Below are 19,287 nucleotides of genomic sequence, written 5' to 3' on the forward strand. Positions count from 1 at the left end.
AAGGCCAGAGGCTATTTTCAACCGAACTCCCTGAATGGATATTCTTCGGTACCATCCTTATTCTCGTGCTCTTTATTTGGGAGGGAAATAGGCTGATTGAAAAACTCAACCCAACAATTAATTTTCGAAATTGGGTCATCCACCCTTTACTGGTTCAATTTTTACTAAGTCTTTGCCTTGTCATTTCTATCTGCTGGGGGCTTGTGGTAATCGATGAACGTATATTACGACATTCCCTTTCAATATCAGAGACCAAGCTGGCACTCAGCTTTGGCTTTAGAATTAACTTATTTCTCTACTGTATCAACACGATTGTTTTTTTTAATCAAAGACTAAAAAAGACGCAAGCTGAGGCAGACCAATTTAAAATGGAAAGCATAGAGGCTAGGTATGAGGCACTTCGTTCTCAGATTAACCCTCATTTTCTATTCAATAGTTTCAACGTACTGTCTACGCTGGTTTACAGAGATGCAGACACGGCCTCTCAGTTTATCAGTCAATTGTCGGATGTATACCGATACCTATTGTCCACCAAAGACAATAAAGTGGTAAAATTGGAAGAGGAAATGCAATTTCTCGATTCCTACCTTTACTTGTTAAGAATTCGTTTCAACGACAGTCTGATCGTTCATAGCGATGTTGCTGAATCAAAAAAAGGGTTGTTTATTCCGCCATCAACCTTACAGCTGCTAATCGAAAATGCGATCAAGCACAATATCATCTCAAAAAGGGATCCCCTGGTAATTAAGATTTATGACGAAGAAGGCTTTATAGTCATTTCAAATAATCTTAATCCGAAAAAGGTCAAAGAACCATCAACCAGAGTGGGGCTGGAAAACATTAAAAGCAGATACCGGTTTATCAACGACAGGGGGCCGATTATCGACTCTTCAGATGGATTTTTTACAATAAAGGTTCCACTCATTGAAATCACTGCATAACACAATGAAAGTTTTGATAGTTGAAGATGAAGAGTTGGCCGTAGAAAGGCTTGAAGAAATGATAATCACGTACGACGAGTCCATTCAAATTATGGATCGTCTTGACACCGTTAAAGACACGGTCGAGTTTCTTCGAAGCAGTGAACAACAGCCCGACCTGCTCTTTTTAGACATACAACTCGCCGACGGTTTTAGCTTCGATATTTTTGATCACATCAGTTCTACGAAACCGATCATTTTTACCACCGCTTACGACCAGTATTCTCTTAAAGCGTTTAAGCTCAATAGTGTTGACTACCTTTTGAAGCCTGTCAAATACAAAGAGCTGGAGGAAGCCCTCGATAAATACAAGAACGTTTTCGGCTCTGGCAACAAAAAACACATGGTTGACCTTTCCGAACTCAAAAACTTGCTTCGGGAGGTCAAAAGCCCTTACAAAAAAAGGTTCATGGCAAAGCATGGCAATAGACTCCACTACAAAGCCGTGGAAGAGATAGCTTACTTCTATGCCGACGATAAAATCGTGTACATGCTGGAGCACAACTCCGGCAAAAGGTTTGTCCTGGACTACACGCTGGAGGAATTGGAAACACAATTACTCAATCCCGAAAAGTTTTACCGTATTAATAGAAAAACAATCGTTTCGCTCGAGTCGATTAATGAGATTCGTACGCACCCCCGCCAGCGGTTGGAAATTCACCTTAAAGCCTTTCAGGAGATACCTATGATAGTAAGTAGGGAAAAAGTAAACTCATTCAAGAACTGGCTAAATCATTGACCATGAAGTACACTCTCGTATTGACTATCGGCCTCCTCTTTTTTCAAACTATGGCATCAGGGCAAACCAGAGCAGATTTTGATTCGCTAAAAAGAGAAGTGCTACTGCTAAGAACTGAGGTTGATGAGTTTAACTGGCAAGTCTCACAGTCTCAGAAAAAACTCAGGAATGGCATCATCACTTCAACCATCGGCTACACTGTCACCATTGCCGGAGGTCTCATGCTCGGTCGGCAAAACGACAAACTCGGGCAAGTCTTGTTAATCGCCGGAGGAGCAACCGGAGCGACTGGCACAGCAATGATGATTGCTTCGTTGAAAATCCGGGAGAGGAAAAAACGCAGAACCACATCCGCCAGATGACCCTAACAAATCACCATATATCATAATAAGTGGATGTAGCCCCTGCTTTTGATTGAAAAAGGCTCGGTTCAAGTCTAAAAGTTTACTACTTTAAGAATCGCATTATATCTAAGGATATAATTTTCTTACTTAACTACAAAATATACTCCATGAACTTGAATTTGAAAGCCAAACAGCAGAATAGCTACGATGCCATCGTTGTAGGTACCGGCATCAGTGGTGGGTGGGCGGCCAAAGAGCTCACAGAGAAGGGACTCAAGACATTGGTGTTGGAAAGAGGCAGAATGGTGCGCCACGTTGCTGACTACCCAACGATGAACCTGAATCCCTGGGAGCTTGAAAATGGCGACAGAATCACTGCCGAAGAGCAAAAAGATTACGAGAAGCAGAACCGAACGGGCTACACAGTAAAAAATTCTACCAAACACTGGTGGATCAAGGATACGGATCAGCCCTATTCAGAAGTAAAAAGATTTGACTGGATCAGAGGCTACCATGTTGGAGGCCGGTCGATCATGTGGGGTCGGCAAAGCTACCGCTTGGGAGATTTTGATTTTGAGGCCAACGCAAAAGACGGAATTGCAGTAGACTGGCCTGTCAGGTATGCCGACATGGCACCATGGTACGACTACGCAGAGCAATACATCGGCGTAAATGGCATTGCCGATGGCTGGATTGGCTTGCCTGACGGAAAGTATCTGCCCCCAATGGAGATGAACTGCATCGAAAAGCACGTCAAGCAGGGCATTGAAGCCAACTTTAAAGACAGGATCATGACCATGGGCCGCTCGGCCAATATTACGCAGGATCACAACGGCCGCCACAAGTGCATGTACCGTAACCTGTGTATCAGAGGGTGTCCTTTCGGCGGCTACTTCAGCAGTAACGCTTCAACGCTACCTGCTGCCGAGGCCACAGGCAATATGGAACTCCGGCCTAACTCCATCGTTCACTCGGTGATTTACGATGAGGCAAAAGGAAAGGCTACTGGCGTGAGGGTGATCGATGCAGAAACGCTTGAAACAGTGGAGTATTTTGCCAATATCATTTTCCTCAATGCCTCTACTATCAACACCACGTCTATCATGCTCAACTCCATTTCGGATCGATTTCCGAATGGACTTGGAAACGACAGCGGCGAGCTTGGGCACAACCTGATGGATCACCATTTCCGTGTGGGTGCCAGGGCTGATTTTGACGGCTTCGAAGATGAATACTATGTAGGTCGCAGACCGAACGGCATCTATATCCCACGTTTCAGAAACATCGGAAGCGACAAGCAGGACTACATCAGAGGCTACGGCTATCAGGGTGGTGGCAGCCGTGATGGCTGGAGCAGAGGCGTTGCCGAAATGGAAGTCGGGCCACAGCTCAAAGAAATGATGATGACCCCTGGTAAATGGGGAATGGGTCTCACTGGCTTTGGCGAAATGCTTCCTTACCATGAAAACAAGATGGTGATGAACAACGACCTGAAAGACAAGTGGGGCATGCCAACCGTAACTTTTGATTGCGAGATCAAAGAAAACGAGCTAAAAATGCGGATGGACATGAAAGAGCAGGCCGTGGCCATGCTTGAAGCAGCAGGTATGAAAAACGTCACACCTTACGACGACGCCGGCGGGCCTGGACTGGGTATCCACGAAATGGGGACTGCCAGAATGGGCCGTGATCCGAAAACCTCAGTGCTGAACAAATGGAACCAGGTGCATACCTGTAAAAATGTGTTCGTTACCGACGGATCTGCCATGACTTCAGCTTCCTGCGTAAATCCGTCGCTTACATACATGGCACTTACTGCCAGAGCGGCCGATTATGCTGTGAAGGAAATGAAAAAGCAAAACCTGTAAACAGAACAACCATGAACAGAAGAGAACTAATAAAAAAGACGGCCCTTTTCATGGGAGCATCTGTTTCAGCTCCTGCGATACTGGGTATTTTGAATGGATGCACAGCAGAGCCCAGCCTTTACTGGACGCCGAAGTATGTGACCAAAGAGCAGGCCGTAGAACTGGAGGCCATTGCCGAAACCATCATCCCAGCCACTGGCACACCCGGCGCCAAAGATGCCGGAGTGCCTGCTTTCATTGAAAAAATGGTGCATGAGGTATACAAGCCTGCCGACGTGAAGAAATTCATGGATGGCCTGGCTGCCTTCAGCAAAAAGGTGGAAGACAAAGAGGGTGACCCTTTCAGCCAATTGGACGCTGCCAAGCAATTGGAAGTGATCAAAGCTGAAAACTCCGCCGCACTGAGCGGTGCAGGTGGGGGTGAAAGACCATGGTTTTTGTCTATGAAAGAGCTAACCCTGCTTGGATTCTTTACCTCAGAGATTGGTGCCACGCAAGTGCTCCGCTATGAAGCCATCCCCGGCAGGTACGAAGGATGCATTCCATTTTCAGAAGTGGGAAAAACCTGGGCGACTTAAGAATTTTGGACTGCTGATTTGAAATTTATGATTTTGGATATGGAAAGCCCGGTGAACAGCCTGGCTTTCTGCTTTTTTGCCAGCTCCCTATTGCAAACAAAAGGCATGTATTGAGTTGACAATTGTCATTCAATGGCCACCAGCACTTCGTTAAGTTGGGGTCTAAAGCAAAACCAATGATCAAGTTAATCGCATGGATCGTGTTTTTGAGCCTGGCACTGGGCGGATGCGCCACTAAGGTCAGCACTTCATTCGACAGGCAGGCCGATTTTAGCCGGTACAAAACTTTTTGCTGGCTGCAAGGGTGTGAGTTCACCTTTACCGGCCCCAGTTACATGAACGACAGCGCTGTTGTTAGCAACCTTAAAAATGCCATTATCAAAGAAATGGAACAAAAGGGCTTCAGCTACGACGCCGAAAACCCTGACCTCCTTCTCGATTTTCACGTGACCGTGGAGAACAGGCAAACCAATGTGTACAGGTTTGAGGAAGACAGGTTTCTGCAACTCGACCCGGTTGATCAGTCAGACGTCTACTACTTTCTGGAAGGCACACTTATCATGGACATTGCCGACAGGGAAACAGGCCAAATGATTTGGCGCTCCAGCGCTAACCGCTATCTGGAACTAAATCCTCAAATGACCGAGAAGAACCTTCGAAAAGGAATTGGAATAGTGTTGAGAAAGTTTCCTCCGAAAGAGAAGAAATGATATTCCTGCCGTGCCTCACTCCTTCGGCCTGTTTCAGAGAATCACACGGGAAAGCACCCAACCATCCTTATTATACACATCGGGGTAATAAACTATTTGACCGTCTTCTGCCCAGGCAGTGAAATACCTGACATAAATGGGAATAGGCTGAATGACGCTTATCTCTGTGCGTTTCTTAAGCTTAAAATATTGCTCCAGCAATAAAGGGTTGCTGTATACTGTGTCGTTCCTTACCAGATAATAGGCAAACTCTTCTGCCTTTTCCATGCGAATACAGCCGTGGCTCAGCGCTCGTTCCTTTCTTGAAAAAAGCTTTGGGGCATTTGTATCGTGCAGGTAAACACCGTAAGGGTTATCGAACCGAAACTTAACAATTCCCAGTGCATTCTCCCGCCCTTCCTTCTGCCGGAGATAGTAGGGAAAGTTATTTTCATCGTACAAAGACCAATCGATCGTTCTTGTGTCGACGGTATTACTCCTGGCGTCAAGTACCTCGTAAAGGTTCCTGCTTAGGTAGCTGCTATCTACTTTTACCTTTGGCAGGATTTCCTTTATTGTAATACTCCGTGGCACTGTCCAGTAAGGATAGATTGTCAAACACCAGATGCTGCTTTCCAACACTGGCGTGGGAGTACTTTTAGCACCCACTATCACCTTCGACTGGAGTACTGCCTCGCCTCCTTCTATCACTGAAAGCTGATAGGCAGGAATGTTTATGAACACATACCTTTCTGGCAGCGGCCCGGCTTCCCAGCGCCACCTTTCTATGTTGACATTTAGCTTCGAAATTTGGCTCTGAGTGCTGGCAGGGTCAACTTTTGGATCCAACTGCCTCCTTAAAAGATTTTTCAGTTCTTCCTTTAAGGCAAGGTATTGTTCACCACAAGGCTCTTGCGACTCAAGCGACTTCCTTACCTCACCCGTTCTCAGCGCCTCGTTCAGCAGCTCTGCGTAGGCAACATCCATTTCATGGGAGTTGATAACCAGGCGGGAAAGACCATGCCTTAAATGCCTGGCCATGGAGACAAATGCGTCGGTCAGGAGAATGTCCAACCTGCTGGGTGTGGTAAACCGAAAAATCAGAGCCTCATTTCGCAAAACCTCCAGTTCATCCAACTTGTATAATGCTGGTGACAGGCCATAATCCCCGGCCCGCCCCACCATCTGCAGCATCGAATCGGCTGCTGGCAGCAATTTGCCATCATTGAACCATGCCAGCGAAGCACCGTTGCCTTTGTAGAATACCAAAACGGACAATGTCGAAGTCAGGCCATATTCTTTGAGCAAGGTGGTATCAACTGTCGTGGCAGCCACTCCAATTTCCAGGGAATCGTCCGGGCCACCTAGCACATGGCCCACTGTTGGTTTGCAACTGTTGAGCACTACCATAACAGCCGCCACTAAAATGGCGATAAACACTGCACTGTGGTATGTGACCCTTTTTCTCATTTCTCTTCACTTGCCGCCCGTAGCCCCACTATTCACTTCAGCTGAGAGGCCTTCACTTCAAACAGGTGCTCCAGCCTATCCAAATACTCATGCTCAGCCTTGCTTATTCCTCTGAAAGAGACCGCAATATCAGTCGCCGTAGTTAGTATCTTGGCCTTCAATTTTTCGCTGAAAACAGCCTTGTGTATTTCATAATACTCCTTAAATGTATTGAAGGCCTCCTCGGCTGTCGTGAAACTGTCGGTCAGGTAATCAAACGATATGTAAATGTAATAGGCGGCATCAGTGCCGAACTCATCTGTTGAATGCTCCAAAGGCACCCACTCTTTATTCACAAGTTCCTTCAGCTTTTCCACCTCCTTGTGCTTGAGGTGGTTGTCGGCCATAGCGATGGCAAAAAACAGGTTGCCCAGTTGTTCGTAAATCTTTTGATAATTGGTAGTCATGGCTGTACGTGTTTAATTACTATTCCTGTCCTCAAGGCGATCGGCACTTGCTGATGACCTGATGACATATAAAACTACCTTTTTAGGCGCCGCTATTGGATGATTGAAGTCAGTGGGAAATGGTGATTCTGGTCAAGGGATTATTCTCAACAAGGCACTTGACAAGTCTAAGGCAACGACACAATATCCATACGTGTCCTGCGTTTGAACTATATTTAAAATATGAAATTTCTCGTCAAAATATTCTTCATCCTGCTAATCGCATCCTCTTGCGACAAAAGCAATAAATATTCGGAAGGCCATTTTCCTGACGACGTGGTCAACTTTGAAGCCGTCAACTCGAGTGCAGACGACTACAACATGGATCTTCCTGTAATTCACGGTGAGCACATGTTTCATTTCTCATCAAACAGGGGAGATGTAAATCATTACGACATTGTTGGTAAGAACCTCATTTTGCAATGGGACTATGCTGCGGAACATTTAACAATTGATATAAATAAGGCCCGGGGCACTTCGTTACCGATGCGCTCCCTCTTCGACTCTGTCAACACATTCTGCAATGAACTGGGGCCATACTCATTTACTTACGAAACCGAGGTGAACAACAACACCAAGTTGACCTATTTGTTCTTGTATGCTAATGATTGTGCCGGCAATTTTGATATCAAATTTACTTATGTTGATCCCACCGAAAGCAGTCAGGTAGCAGCAGCATCGCCCATTGGCCTCGCCATGGTTAACACGGAAGCCAATGAGCTTTATCCAGCATTCTTTGGTAAAGATTTTAAATGGGAATCAAGGTATATTACTAGGCCTGCTTCAGTGGAAAAGTTAGTCTATTGCTCCGACAAGGATGGTGTTTATGATTTTTATCAAATCGACATGACTATTGATGACCCCATTGTTTCACTGTCATCTGCTGAGGCTATTGCACCTGAGAAACTCTCCATCAGCAGCGCTGAAGGAAACGATAAATGCGCCTTTATTAATGGCAGGCTAATGGTTTTCACCTCCGACCGACCCGGTGGCTATGGTGGCTTTGACCTGTACTACAGTCTTTACGAAGGAAATGCCTGGTCAGAGCCGGTCAATTTCGGGGAGCGTATCAATACGGAATTTGATGAATACAGGCCTGTGATCCTGACCTACGATACGGGCTTTGACAACAATCTTCTCTTGTTCTCGTCGAACAGACCGGGAGGCAAAGGTGGATTTGATTTGTATTATGTGGGAGTGGAGAAGATGATTAATTAACCGCCATCCACTTCAATGCCTTTGGCTTCTGCCATTTCCCTTATCGCCTCTTTAATTTCTTTTGAGGTTGATGCTGAAGTATGGTATTTGACATTTCGCTGACCTTCAGTCAATTCAAATATGAAAGAGAATGACAGCAGTGTAATTCCCGTTATATCAACCCAATGCACGATCGTATTCTTCTGAAAAAAGCCACGGCGGAACTCTATTCTATCATCTGTTATTCTAACCTTAGGGGAATACCTTGACCTTTCGGAGGCTATCGTCAGGGCCATAAAAAAGTAAAATATGCCGCCTAGCATCAGTAGCATCGTCAAAATCCACCACCAGCCCGGACGGCTATCAGGCTTCCAAAAATGTAACGACCCCTGGAGCAGAAAAAGTGATCCGAGAAAAAAATAGAGTCCTCTCTGAGCTTTCAGAGAGAACTCTTTATTTCCAGATCCAAGAAGGATTGTCTTTTCCAATGCGTCTATACCTGATTAAACATCACAGATGTCAATCGACTGCCTCAGTGAGGCAAACATGTCCTCTCTTTTAGGAATGAACTCCTGCGCTACATAGCCTTTGAAGCCTGTTTCTATAATGGCTTTCATGATAGCCGGGTAGTAAAGCTCCTGTGTTTCGTCAATCTCGTTGCGGCCTGGTACGCCACCTGTGTGGTAATGCGAAATGTATGGGTGGAATTCTTTGATCGTAGCAATTACGTCACCTTCCATGATCTGCATGTGATAGATATCGTATAGCAGCTTGAAGTTGGGTGAGCCCAGCTTGTCCACCAGCTTCACGCCCCAGGGTGTTAAGTCGCACATGTAGTCGGGGTGGTTGCGCTTGCTGTTAAGCAGCTCCATACTGATGGTAACACCGTATTTTTCGGCCACCTTCATCACAGGCTCAAGCCCTTTGGCACAGTTTTCCAAGCCTACCATGTCATCCATGCCGTTGCGGTTGCCGGAGAAGGTAATCACATTGGTAAAACCAGCGTCAGCAGCCTTTGGTATTGACGCCGTAAATTGCTTCAGCAGCTCTGCATGCAGGCTGGGGTCATTAAATCCTTTGTTGAGCCCAATGTTCGAGCCATAGGCCATAGCGCAATGCAGGTTATACTTCTTGAGCATAGGCCAGTCCTTTTCCCCCAGTAGCTCCACCGATTTGATTCCGATATCGACGGCAGCCTCACAAAGTTCCTCTATCGTCTTCTTGCCGTAGCACCACTGACAAACAGAATGGTTGATATTGCCCTTCCGTGCTGCTTTGCCCGTTGCCGGAGCCGCCTGGCTTATGATAGATGGCGCCATCGCCACCCCCAGGGAGGAGACGGCCATCTTTTTTAATGCTTCTTTTCTTGAAATGTTCATGGTAAATATATTTTAAGTAGGCTATTTCTGGTTAAAAGTTATTTCCTGTATCTGTCGCCAGGTCACTGGCTGAATGCCCTCGCTTTTGAGCACTCCTTTAAATTCATCACTCAGTACATAATCGAGGTCTCTTTGCCGCCATGCAGCTCCAAAGTCGGGGTGATTGACTGTAACTGCCTGCATCTCGTCGTCGTCATAAGCCAGATGCACCAGCAACACATTAAGTCCGGGTTGCAACTCTTTCATCCAACCTGTGTAGGTACTGCCCCACTGGTCGGCAGCCACACCCTCCCCCATCATATATAGACGGTTAACCGGCACAAAAACCTCATCAATCGCCTCAAAAAGTGGTGGCGCTGCCTCTAACAATCCGGCGGGGATCATCACAGGTATGCCAAACTCTTTCCCCACCTTCTGGTAGATTTTGAAAAGGTCAGGGGTTTGAAACAGGCTCCCCATATGAGAATCAAGATGTGAGGGCTTTAGGCCAGCGTTGATAGCCATTTGCACCTGTGCCCTTATTTCCTTTTCCACCTCTTCTGGTTTGGCTTTCTGCGCCACTTCCTCTGAAGTAGGATAGAAGAAGCCATCGGCTCCGATAAGACTCGGAATTTGTGATGGCATTGAAACACCATCCCATTTATAGTTTTCCCATTCGGCTGTCACCGTAAGATGAAGTCCAAGGTCTTTATCGGGGTGTTCTCTTCCGTATCTCGCTATCTCGGGAAACCAGGGACACGGCACCATGATGCTGGCCGAACTGATGCCGCTTTTTTCAAAAGCCTCAATAGAGGCGGCATTTTCTGAATGTGCCACTCCCAGGTCGTCGGCATGAATGATCAAGAGTTTGGTGTCGGCCGGATAACCCAGCTTTTCTGCTGTATTGGGTGGTTGACACGCAACGGTGGCTGTCAATAGACACAAAAAAATCAGTACCTTTTTTGAAATCATGAGAGCGGGTGTAATAATCAACTATCAAATTATCACCTATTCCCCTATTTCAAAAGCTTTATTCCTTTTTATCCACAGGCTCCATCAAAACCCGTGTGGTTGGCAGATAATGTGGGTAGTTGTCTTTAATAAAGGTGATAAGCATTTCCCGCACGTTGCACCGCAGGTCAAAGGCATCTGACGAGTTGCGGGCGGAAACCAGGGCTCGCACCAGCATGGTGGACTCTGTGGTGTCGGTAACCTGAACAACTTGTGTCTCTTTGTCCCAGAGAGAATCCGTTTTTAGGTATTTTGCCAACTGCTGACGCAGCGGCTCAAGGGGAAGTCGGAAATCGGTATAAATAAACACCGTACCAATCAGGCTGGCCTCGGTTCTTGTCCAGTTTTGGAAAGGTTGCTCCACAAAATAAGTGATAGGCACCACCAGCCTTCGCAAATCCCATATCTTCACCACCACATAAGTGAGGTTAATTTCCTCAATCCTACCCCACTCCTTTTCCACTATCACCACATCGTCTATTTTGATGGGCTGGGTAAAGGCAATTTGCAGCCCTGCAAGCAGATTGGAAATAGTCTTTTGCGCAGCTAGTCCAACAATGATGGAGAGAATTCCTGCTGAGGTAATGAGACCGGCTCCGAATTTTCTGCCCTCCTCAAAGCTCAGCAAGATGGCTGATAGCCCAATGATGCACAAGCCAACAATAATTAGCTTTTTCATGAATGTGAGCTGGGTAACGACCTTCCGCTCCTGTATGTTATCATCCTTGCCAACGTCATATTTGCTAAGGATAATGTCTTGAAAAACCCGGGTAACCCTGATGAGAAACCAGGTGGCCGAAATAATCAGTAATATCTGAAACAATTGGCGCCATTTGCCGAAAGAATCATCGGGATCGTAGAATGTAAAAGTCAGAAAGATAACCAATATAGGAACCAGCGAGAAACTGGCAGTTTTCACCTTTCTCAGCGAGTTGATAAAGTCAGTCTGATCACTTCCCCTCAACCCCAATTTTATACTCAGAACGATAATAAACCTTATGATTAGCCCACCAACAATCCCACTTAGAATGATTAGTGATGGCAAAGGAATTTTATTGAGAAAATCCATCATAGTGCACTTTTATCTGGATAAAACCTGCCCCCTGCAATCGGCTTTCCTTTCTTCGGGCCAGTGAACAAATAGGTCCACGCCGTAAGCATTTTGCTATCCATTCGCACGTCTATCTGCTGTCTGATATATTCATCGCCTACTAACAGCATAGGGTCGACCCCTTCATATTCATCAAGGGTGGCCCAAAAAGTTACTTCCGACGATTCCTTGATTTTATACAATTCACCAAAAGCCAGCGCCTCAGGCGACAACACCAGGCCCGGGTACCAGGAAACACGGTAAAGGTACCCACTACAGCTGGCCTCTCCCAGCAGGCTGGCGTTTTTCCTGAGGAAAACTGCACAGGGTCCTTCGAAACCTGACATGAGTGTGCCGTAAACAAAGATCAAATCACTTTTCTTCATTGGTTCCACTTTGCTGCGTGGCGTTCTTCTCGTATACCTCCTCCTGCCATTGCTTGATTTTGTCTTTGTTGCTCCGGGCACCAATACTGCTGATAACACCGCTTAAAAACGCCTTTGACCAATAATTGATAATACTCCTTGATGTATCCCTTTCGAAGAAAATCCCGCCCTGGCGGGTAGAAAAAAGAGTAGGGTTGTTAGAGGAAACGATAAATGCGTTGGCAAAAAAACTTTCAAAGGCCTTCCCGGTTCCCTGTTTTTCCTCTTTTCTATTTAGCACGTTTATCTTTAAATCGTTGTAAAGAAAATCCATGTTGCCAACAGCCACAGACGTATCGGCCTCAAAGTTGAAATAGGCTTCGTTGAGTTTGCCGTCCCTCACCTGAACAAAAGTTATTGGGACAAGAAAAGAGTTTGCTTTTTGAAGATCCGTTGGGCCGACAGTGCCGGTCACATAATGGGTACCAGCTTTGCTAGTCAAATCAAACACAAAGTCGGCCTTCAGTAGTCCTGCATCCATCATGAGCGCCTGCGCATGCAAGTTGGCGTAAGAGTTACGGGCAATGGCCTCAGGCTTATTGGTGATGTTTGTTCCCCGTGCGCTGAGCTCCGAAATCATCAACTCGCCTGGCTCGGTGCCATCTTCGGCAAACTCCAGGTAGAGCAAGGCGCTATTTGTGAGCAAAAGCGAGTCGATTTGCAATGGCATTTTCATTTCCAAAAGCTGAAGCTGTGGCAAGCTTCTTACCTGGTCAGCAGGAAATGGCATGCGTTTGTCCTTAAACATGCGAACATAAAAATTGCTTAATTCGACCTTGCGAGCAACAATTTCATCACCCTGAAGCAATCCAAAAAGATTGGGATCATATAATGCTATCTGTCGCCCCTTCGCTTGTACCCAGGGAGTTTGATGCCCTACTACGTGCGCATGCTCGTACATACCGTAGAAAGGCAATACGGTGGGCCCTTCAATCACCACCTGTGGCGCCTGAGAGTTAATAGAAAGTCTGTCAATTTGAACTCTGTAGAGGCTGTCGGGCAAGCGAAAAGCGATATTGTCCAACGACACCTTATAAGCTTCGCTAAACAGCAAACGATCTTCTTTCATCTTCTGATTCTCATTCATCAGGAAACCCCTGAGCTGTATCTCAAATGAAGGAATCTCCCACGAACGGTTCTTTGCTGCATTCTGATAGCTTAGCTTGTCGCCGTCGATGTTGATATACCTCACTTCCAAATTACCAAGTGCAGCATTTCCGTTTGCTGGCTTAATCTTGCCGCCTTTTGGGGCTGTGTTATTTCTATCATCTATGGCTAAAAAATCTAACCTTGCCTGTATCGAATCTGCGGAAAAATTGCCTGTAAGCAGCAGTTCCTTTAAATCCAGCCCAGAAATATCGAGCTGCGGAGCAAAAGCCATAGCAATAAACTTACCTTCCCTGTCAGTAGCCAGACGAAAGTCCAGTAGAGAAATCTTCCGGTCGGCCGTGCTTAGTAACAATCTGCTCAAGGTAAAAGTATCGAACCCGTCCAGCCAGGAAAAATCCTGCTGGTTTGTCTCCATAGATATATCCCGGGCAAAGCCTATGGGCGAACTGGCAACGGTAGACTGTTTGTCGAAATAAATGTCGCCCAGGTCAAAGTTGATATTGCTAATCCTTTTTGAAATGGTGTCCTGTCGGGTTGTGAGCAAGCGCAGCGGAAAGTGTATCTCATTTCCTTTCACATAGTCATAGCCACCAAGTATCCGGGTTTTTACTTTGTTGATTGCGGCTTCAATTCCTTTTCCCTCAGACGACCCTGCTGCGACCGTCCATTCGATGCTCGCTCCGCCGAAAGTCGCCCGGTTCCATTTAATATGATCACCCTTTATAACTGCCAGTATATCTATTCCGCTGATGTCAATACCCGGTGTTACAAGCCTGGCCAGCCCCTTTCCTGGTGGCAGTGTATAGTTAAAATTGAGGGTCGAAAAAGTTGAGTCACTAAGTGACGCTTTAATCTCTTTCACATCCATGTTCACCTTGCCCGGCAAAGCAATTTTGAGCCCGGCAATACTTGTGCTTGCATCGTTTATATGCCAATTGTTAGTCCGGCCAATTTGGTACCCAACACCGGTCATTTCAATTGAGTAATCGGAAAGTTGCAGCGAAGAAGTGTCTCTCAGGTTCACAAAAAGATTGCCTCTGTATATGTCCAGTTTCTTTACTTCCACTTTCCCCAGAGAGGCCTTTTTCAGGCCTTTCCGCCTCTTGTATGAGTTGATCCTGATGTCGGGGTTTATCAACATCACGCTGTCGGCCAGCCATTCACCCTCTATCAAAAATTCTTTCAGGTAAAAACCGGTCATTTTCATCTGTCTGATTTTCCCCTCAGCCGACCAGCCTGATGGCGTATAGGGCGTTACCACCACGTTCTCAACGATGTAATTACCCTTGATCGGGTTAAAACTGAAATCTCCTATCTCCAGAATATGGGAATCGTCAGGGAAAAGCAGCCGGGATTGCCCCACTTTCACAACTAAATCATCGGCGTGAAAAAATTTTGTTGAGTCGAGCTGGGTAAGGCTATCGACCCGGAAGGAGCTTGCAAGCACCTCGATTTCCGGCGAACTGAACCGCTGTTTTTCTCTATCGTAAAAGTACACTTCACTTTTGTCCACCTGAAGTTTGGCCACCGACAGGCTTGAGAATATATGGCTGATATAGGGGTAAAAGTTGGCTATTTCTCTAAAACCGATCTTTTTCTTCGGGTCATTGAGCCTTTTTAGAAAAAACTCGGAGCTACTCACCTCGAGTTTCCCAACCACCAGTTCTTTGTTTTCCCAGCCGTTCCATAGCTCCACCTGACTAAGCTCAAAAGCGGGCACATAAAATCGCTTTTGCATATCGGCCTTCTCAGCAAACCACCTCTGACTCAGACCCTGTATCGGCGCAATCACCAGGCTGTCGCCACGGATAATGGAATCGAGCGTCGAAAACCGAAATTTCTTAATAAACAATCGGTGAATGCTGTCTGGCAGAAAGTAAGCGTACTCGTCAACCGTAAAATCGATGTGCTCAAAAATCTTGTTGTCCCGACTGAAAATAACGGTGCTGGTGTCTATTCGAAACTTTCTGAGGCCAACACTGGCATTTTGCACGGTAAACCGATCCTGGTTCTTTCCTCCATAGAACTTGAGATCCAATAAGGCCCTGTCAAGGTCAAAGTTTTGAACTTCAATCACATCGAAAAGAGAGGTGAGAAGCTCTACAATGGAAGTGCTCTCCTGATTTTCTCCCCGCTTTCTGGTAACCCTGGTTACCTCATTAATATTGATGGCGGGCTGTTCAAAAAATATGTCTCCTATTTTAAGGATGTTATCGTTGTAGGCCTGAATAAAATCGACGTTTGTTAGCCTGAACTTGGGAATGAAGACCTCGTAGCTATTTACACTGTCGGGCACTGGCAGCTTTTCCACCCTTGGTTTAAGCTTTAGGTTGGTAAATACAATGTCGGAAGTCTCGGTTGACAGGGAGAGGTCGTCAAATTCTACCACGTGAATACTGTCTGCCAACTTCACGCTTTGCTTGCTTATTTGCAACAAAAGCTTTTCGGTGTTCAAAAACCTATCCTCGCTCTTCACTGACTGCCCTATCTCGAAGTTATCAACTGACGCATTGACCGGGCCTACCAGGTAGGTCTGTTGAACATCATTCAGATTTTTGATATAAGTGAAATAGCCTTCAGTGATTTTGAAATCTGTAATCTCAAAATGATTCAGGTAATCAGTTATCAGCTGGTAAAAATCCCCTGCTTCCAACGACAGCGTAACAAATTTCTCCTCCTTCGGGTTTTTGTACCACTTAATATCTGGCTGGAGAATATCTATCGCAGCGACTTGTAAATTACGATTCAGGTAAAGGTCATACAAACTCTTAATTCTCAGCGTGAGAAGCGGTATGTGGGTAATATACATGTTCTCACGGCTATCTTCCCCTGAATGGAACCGATTCTGCGACACCGAGTCTACGCTCAGCCGAAAGTTGCTGAAGTTGATCTGCCGCCTGAAAAGGTCAATCTCAATTTTATCGAAGCTAACGCCGTAAAAACCATCGCTCTCCTCTTCCACTACCTGCACAATGATCGTTCCGGCCAGCTTAACAGCCATCTCCCTGAGGGTGCCAATAGATAAAAAGTACAGAGCCACTGCCGACAAAGAAGTGATGAGAGTAATCTTCAGCAGATAACTTGAAAGCCGTGTCTGTTTTCGGGGTGGGCGGGGAAGCTTCATAAATTACACCATAGCCATCAGGTTTTTTCTAAATACTTACTAATACTGAAATTTGCTAATCATTCAGTACAAAGAGAAGTGGTGTTGTCTGCTTAGCCACAATAAAATTAGTAATTTCGCAGTCTATAGTAATTGAGATCAGCTAAAATATATCGGTATCGACTATTTATGAAAATGCACAAACCCTTCTTGCTGGTACTGACAGTGCTGATAAGTTTTTCGTTGCATGCCGATAAAAACAAAAAAGCTGCCAAGGCGCTAGCCAAGGGCGATGTAGACAAAGCCAGAGGAATAGTTATAGAATCGTTACAGGACGACATCGTTAACCCCGGGGGCAATTATCTCTACTCAATTATCTACACGATTGACTCACTTCCCGATTACAGTATTGACAGCGCCCAAAAATATATACTTGCAGCAAGAGTCGACTGGCCATTGCTTACTGAAAAAGAGCAGGGAAAAAGTATCAAGAATGGGTTTTACCCGTCTCTTTTTGAAGTACAAAAGGAGCGAATAGACAGCCTGGCGTTTCTAAGAGCTGTCGAACAGGGCGATGTTGCGGCCTACGAAGACTTCATGGCGCAATTTGCTGATGCCGACAAGGTGCCCCTTGCAAGAACAAAAAGAGATAGTGTTGCTTTTAGCAATGCCTCCGAAGTCAATACATGGCAGGCCTACCAGCGGTTTTACGAAACCTACCCCGAGGCTGAGCAGGTGGCTGAAGCCCAGGAACGGTATAAAGTGCTTATTTTCAACGACCTTACGAAAGATAGAAAGCTTAGCAGCTTCAAAGATTTTCTCAGAAATTTTCCCGCTACCCCTTTTAGAAAGGAGGCTGAAGAGCAAATATTCGAAATCATGACTGCGGCCAATGAGCCCGAGTCGTACCTTAGGTTCATGGCAGAGTACCCCAACTCGCACATGAAAAAACGGGCTTTCGATTTCCTTTTTACCATTGACCAGGCAGCCTATAACTTTCAATACTACTCACGTTATACCCCCACGAGAGCCATTCAGGATTCGCTTGACAACCTGCGAAAGCTTGAAAACATGTATCTGGTGCCATTTTACGAAAATGAGAAATATGGGTTTTTGAAGCCAAACGGTGCCGTGCTGTTTGAGCCTACCTTTTCATCGATAAGTAGCGGTTACCTATGCGGCGACATTGTAAGTGAGTTTTTGCTGGTGGATGGTAAGATTATTAACCGTCAGGGAGCTGTAATTACGGAGGGGGAGTTGGATGTTGTTGAGAGTATCGGCGGTGGGTTGATCAAGGCGGGATCGGAAGGAAAGATGGGAGTCTGGCACAAATCCGGCTACCAGATTCTTGCCCGGCAATATGACGACATTGCGCTGCTCGACAACAGGTTGCTGCTCATCACAAAAGGAGAAAAAGCTGGCCTGGCTACCTACAACGGCCGGATTCTTGTCAGTCCGCAGTATGATGACATTACTGTGGAAGGCCAATTCTGGATTTTTATAAAAGATGACCTGTTGGCCTTCACCAACATTAAAAAAATTGCTGCCGTTGCCAATCAGGAAGAGCTAAAGCTTTCTTTCGTCTACGAGGAATTGGAAAAGTTGCCAAACGGAGACATGATTGGCTACAATGGTGATTCAGAATGCATCATTGACAAAAACCAGGAAGTTGTTATTCCGATGGGTGTTCAAAATATCTATCCCATGGGAGACAACTGGCTCGTGAAGCAGCCTTTTGGCTACCGTATTTTCTATGCTGACACTCGAAAATACTCTGACAATCTTTTTCCGGAAGTTGAATTCAATTCCCAGTGGCTGGCATGGAAAAGCGACACAGCATGGGCACTTGTTAATAAGCAGAGCGCCCGGGGGATCATTTTCCGACTCGACTCTGCAAAACTTATCAATGAAGACGTTGCTCTTACCTTTAAAGACCTGAAAGGCACTGCACACTTTAATAACGGCTCCAGGGTCGATTTCACTAAAGGCGACAAGGTGTACGTGCTTGGCGACCCCTACCGAAAGGACAATTATGACAGCAAAAGTCAGTTTTTGGTGATAGAAAATAGTAAACTGAAAAAGGTTTACAGCATGCAGGGGAAGCTTCTGTTTGACTTAAAACAAGGCTCACTTCGTTATCTTTCTCCCAATTACCTGGTTGTTGAAAACCGAGGGAAACAAGGCATTGTAGACACCACGGGTAAGCAAACCCTGGCTATCAAATACGACGGAATTGGGCAGGCCGATGCAGAAGGGCTGGTAACCGTGCTGCTCGACGGCAAATTTGGCAGTTATCACCTGGCCACCGGCGCTCTGGCAGCTCCTAAATATGAAACCCGTGCGAGGTATTTTAATGACCAATTGCTCACTACCACCTTCAAAGGGGCAACCGGCTTAACTAATTTTGAAGGGAAAACTGTGCTTCCTTTTGAGTATGAGAAGGTGCAGGTATGGAACGACTCCCTGGTGATGACACTGAAAGAAGGCTTGTGGAACATCACCTCCCTGGATGGGAAAAAAACATATTATATGCCTTTCATCAACTTTCAGGTGGTGAGAGACGACAAGGAAGAAAGAATCCTAAAGATATATACTAATGATGGGTATGGAATTTTGAGCAGCAAAAACGGCGTGGTGCTTGCTCCCACCTACAACGACCTCGTTAACCTTGGAAGCGACACTCTCCCACTTTATTTCGCCGAAAAGCATGTGCGAGAAGCCGAATTTTATGTGGTAGTTTACGCTGATGCCAAAGGTAATCCCATCAAATCGCAAGCCTTTCGGGGTGAGGAGTATGACAAAATTTTCTGCCAGTAATTGCTCGCAATAACAAAGCGAGC

General features: G+C 45.8%; 16 protein-coding genes. 8 read left to right on the top strand and 8 right to left on the bottom strand.

Annotated elements, in window-relative coordinates; all coding sequences use genetic code 11:
* Positions 1-368 precede the first annotated feature (368 nt).
* From GC130_RS28715 to GC130_RS23270, 6 genes are all read left to right on the top strand, one after another.
* Entirely contained in the window at positions 369-941 is a 573-nt protein-coding gene (locus GC130_RS28715; protein ID WP_193217965.1) for a sensor histidine kinase, read from the top strand.
* Positions 942-945: 4 nt separating this feature from the next.
* Positions 946-1,719, top strand: a complete 774-nt coding sequence (locus tag GC130_RS23250; protein ID WP_152000766.1) for a LytTR family DNA-binding domain-containing protein — start codon at positions 946-948, stop codon at positions 1,717-1,719.
* A gap of 2 nt (positions 1,720-1,721) precedes the next feature.
* Positions 1,722-2,081 carry a hypothetical protein gene (locus tag GC130_RS23255; protein WP_152000767.1) on the top strand — a complete coding sequence of 120 codons (360 nt, stop codon included), beginning with the start codon at positions 1,722-1,724 and terminating at the stop codon, positions 2,079-2,081.
* A 149-nt stretch (positions 2,082-2,230) separates the two neighbouring features.
* Complete coding sequence (locus tag GC130_RS23260) at positions 2,231-3,931, top strand: GMC oxidoreductase (protein WP_152000768.1); 1,701 nt, start codon at positions 2,231-2,233, stop codon at positions 3,929-3,931.
* An 11-nt stretch (positions 3,932-3,942) separates the two neighbouring features.
* On the top strand, positions 3,943-4,509 hold the full coding sequence (locus GC130_RS23265; protein ID WP_152000769.1) for a gluconate 2-dehydrogenase subunit 3 family protein: 567 nt from the start codon (positions 3,943-3,945) through the stop codon (positions 4,507-4,509).
* Between the two features lie 176 nt (positions 4,510-4,685).
* Positions 4,686-5,219, top strand: coding sequence for a DUF4136 domain-containing protein (locus tag GC130_RS23270; protein WP_152000770.1), 534 nt, complete (start codon positions 4,686-4,688; stop codon positions 5,217-5,219).
* A 33-nt stretch (positions 5,220-5,252) separates the two neighbouring features.
* Here the strand turns inward: GC130_RS23270 and GC130_RS23275 are convergent, their stop codons facing one another.
* Both GC130_RS23275 and GC130_RS23280 read right to left on the bottom strand, forming a co-directional pair.
* Positions 5,253-6,668, bottom strand: a complete 1,416-nt coding sequence (locus GC130_RS23275; RefSeq protein ID WP_152000771.1) for a murein L,D-transpeptidase — start codon at positions 6,666-6,668, stop codon at positions 5,253-5,255.
* 32 nt (positions 6,669-6,700) lie between these two features.
* On the bottom strand, positions 6,701-7,114 hold the full coding sequence (locus GC130_RS23280; protein ID WP_152000772.1) for a hypothetical protein: 414 nt from the start codon (positions 7,112-7,114) through the stop codon (positions 6,701-6,703).
* A 222-nt stretch (positions 7,115-7,336) separates the two neighbouring features.
* Between GC130_RS23280 and GC130_RS23285 the strand changes: the two genes are divergently transcribed.
* Positions 7,337-8,371, top strand: a complete 1,035-nt coding sequence (locus tag GC130_RS23285; protein WP_152000773.1) for a PD40 domain-containing protein — start codon at positions 7,337-7,339, stop codon at positions 8,369-8,371.
* On the opposite strand, the gene GC130_RS23290 is transcribed toward GC130_RS23285, so the two are convergent.
* From GC130_RS23290 to GC130_RS23315, 6 genes are read right to left on the bottom strand one after another with little or no spacing between them, the layout of a single operon-like run.
* Positions 8,368-8,838 (bottom strand): hypothetical protein, encoded by a 471-nt coding sequence (locus GC130_RS23290; protein WP_152000774.1) that lies wholly within the window; start codon positions 8,836-8,838, stop codon positions 8,368-8,370. The genes GC130_RS23285 and GC130_RS23290 overlap by 4 nt on opposite strands.
* Before the next feature lie 15 nt (positions 8,839-8,853).
* Positions 8,854-9,729 carry a hydroxypyruvate isomerase family protein gene (locus tag GC130_RS23295; protein WP_152000775.1) on the bottom strand — a complete coding sequence of 292 codons (876 nt, stop codon included), beginning with the start codon at positions 9,727-9,729 and terminating at the stop codon, positions 8,854-8,856.
* Positions 9,730-9,750: 21 nt separating this feature from the next.
* A complete protein-coding gene (locus GC130_RS23300; protein WP_152000776.1) occupies positions 9,751-10,680 on the bottom strand; it encodes a polysaccharide deacetylase family protein in 930 nt (309 codons plus the stop codon).
* 58 nt (positions 10,681-10,738) lie between these two features.
* Complete coding sequence (locus GC130_RS23305) at positions 10,739-11,791, bottom strand: mechanosensitive ion channel family protein (protein WP_201568577.1); 1,053 nt, start codon at positions 11,789-11,791, stop codon at positions 10,739-10,741.
* On the bottom strand, positions 11,788-12,195 hold the full coding sequence (locus GC130_RS23310; RefSeq protein WP_152000777.1) for a gamma-glutamylcyclotransferase: 408 nt from the start codon (positions 12,193-12,195) through the stop codon (positions 11,788-11,790). The genes GC130_RS23305 and GC130_RS23310 overlap by 4 nt, the downstream gene beginning before the upstream one ends.
* Positions 12,182-16,468 (bottom strand): hypothetical protein, encoded by a 4,287-nt coding sequence (locus GC130_RS23315; RefSeq protein ID WP_152000778.1) that lies wholly within the window; start codon positions 16,466-16,468, stop codon positions 12,182-12,184. Before GC130_RS23315 ends, GC130_RS23310 begins: the two co-directional genes overlap by 14 nt.
* 174 nt (positions 16,469-16,642) lie before the next feature.
* Here GC130_RS23315 and GC130_RS23320 point away from each other — a divergent pair, with 174 nt between their 5' ends.
* Positions 16,643-19,264: a WG repeat-containing protein gene (locus tag GC130_RS23320; RefSeq protein WP_193217966.1), complete on the top strand. Its 2,622-nt coding sequence runs from the start codon at positions 16,643-16,645 to the stop codon at positions 19,262-19,264.
* The last annotated feature ends 23 nt before the right edge of the window (positions 19,265-19,287 follow it).

The organism is Imperialibacter sp. EC-SDR9, assembly GCF_902498805.1.
Taxonomy (GTDB): domain Bacteria; phylum Bacteroidota; class Bacteroidia; order Cytophagales; family Cyclobacteriaceae; genus Imperialibacter.

What these genes read in the sequence shown, in the direction of transcription:
- GC130_RS23310 (WP_152000777.1), bottom strand. Translation starts at nt 12,195, where the DNA reads ATGAAGAAAAGTGATTTGATCTTTGTTTACGGCACACTCATGTCAGGT.
- GC130_RS23265 (WP_152000769.1), top strand. Translation starts at nt 3,943, where the DNA reads ATGAACAGAAGAGAACTAATAAAAAAGACGGCCCTTTTCATGGGAGCA.
- GC130_RS23315 (WP_152000778.1), bottom strand. Translation starts at nt 16,468, where the DNA reads ATGAAGCTTCCCCGCCCACCCCGAAAACAGACACGGCTTTCAAGTTAT.
- GC130_RS23275 (WP_152000771.1), bottom strand. Translation starts at nt 6,668, where the DNA reads ATGAGAAAAAGGGTCACATACCACAGTGCAGTGTTTATCGCCATTTTA.
- GC130_RS23285 (WP_152000773.1), top strand. Translation starts at nt 7,337, where the DNA reads ATGAAATTTCTCGTCAAAATATTCTTCATCCTGCTAATCGCATCCTCT.
- GC130_RS23280 (WP_152000772.1), bottom strand. Translation starts at nt 7,114, where the DNA reads ATGACTACCAATTATCAAAAGATTTACGAACAACTGGGCAACCTGTTT.
- GC130_RS23255 (WP_152000767.1), top strand. Translation starts at nt 1,722, where the DNA reads ATGAAGTACACTCTCGTATTGACTATCGGCCTCCTCTTTTTTCAAACT.
- GC130_RS23320 (WP_193217966.1), top strand. Translation starts at nt 16,643, where the DNA reads ATGCACAAACCCTTCTTGCTGGTACTGACAGTGCTGATAAGTTTTTCG.
- GC130_RS28715 (WP_193217965.1), top strand. Translation starts at nt 369, where the DNA reads ATGGAAAGCATAGAGGCTAGGTATGAGGCACTTCGTTCTCAGATTAAC.
- GC130_RS23305 (WP_201568577.1), bottom strand. Translation starts at nt 11,791, where the DNA reads ATGATGGATTTTCTCAATAAAATTCCTTTGCCATCACTAATCATTCTA.
- GC130_RS23250 (WP_152000766.1), top strand. Translation starts at nt 946, where the DNA reads ATGAAAGTTTTGATAGTTGAAGATGAAGAGTTGGCCGTAGAAAGGCTT.
- GC130_RS23295 (WP_152000775.1), bottom strand. Translation starts at nt 9,729, where the DNA reads ATGAACATTTCAAGAAAAGAAGCATTAAAAAAGATGGCCGTCTCCTCC.
- GC130_RS23270 (WP_152000770.1), top strand. Translation starts at nt 4,686, where the DNA reads ATGATCAAGTTAATCGCATGGATCGTGTTTTTGAGCCTGGCACTGGGC.
- GC130_RS23300 (WP_152000776.1), bottom strand. Translation starts at nt 10,680, where the DNA reads ATGATTTCAAAAAAGGTACTGATTTTTTTGTGTCTATTGACAGCCACC.
- GC130_RS23260 (WP_152000768.1), top strand. Translation starts at nt 2,231, where the DNA reads ATGAACTTGAATTTGAAAGCCAAACAGCAGAATAGCTACGATGCCATC.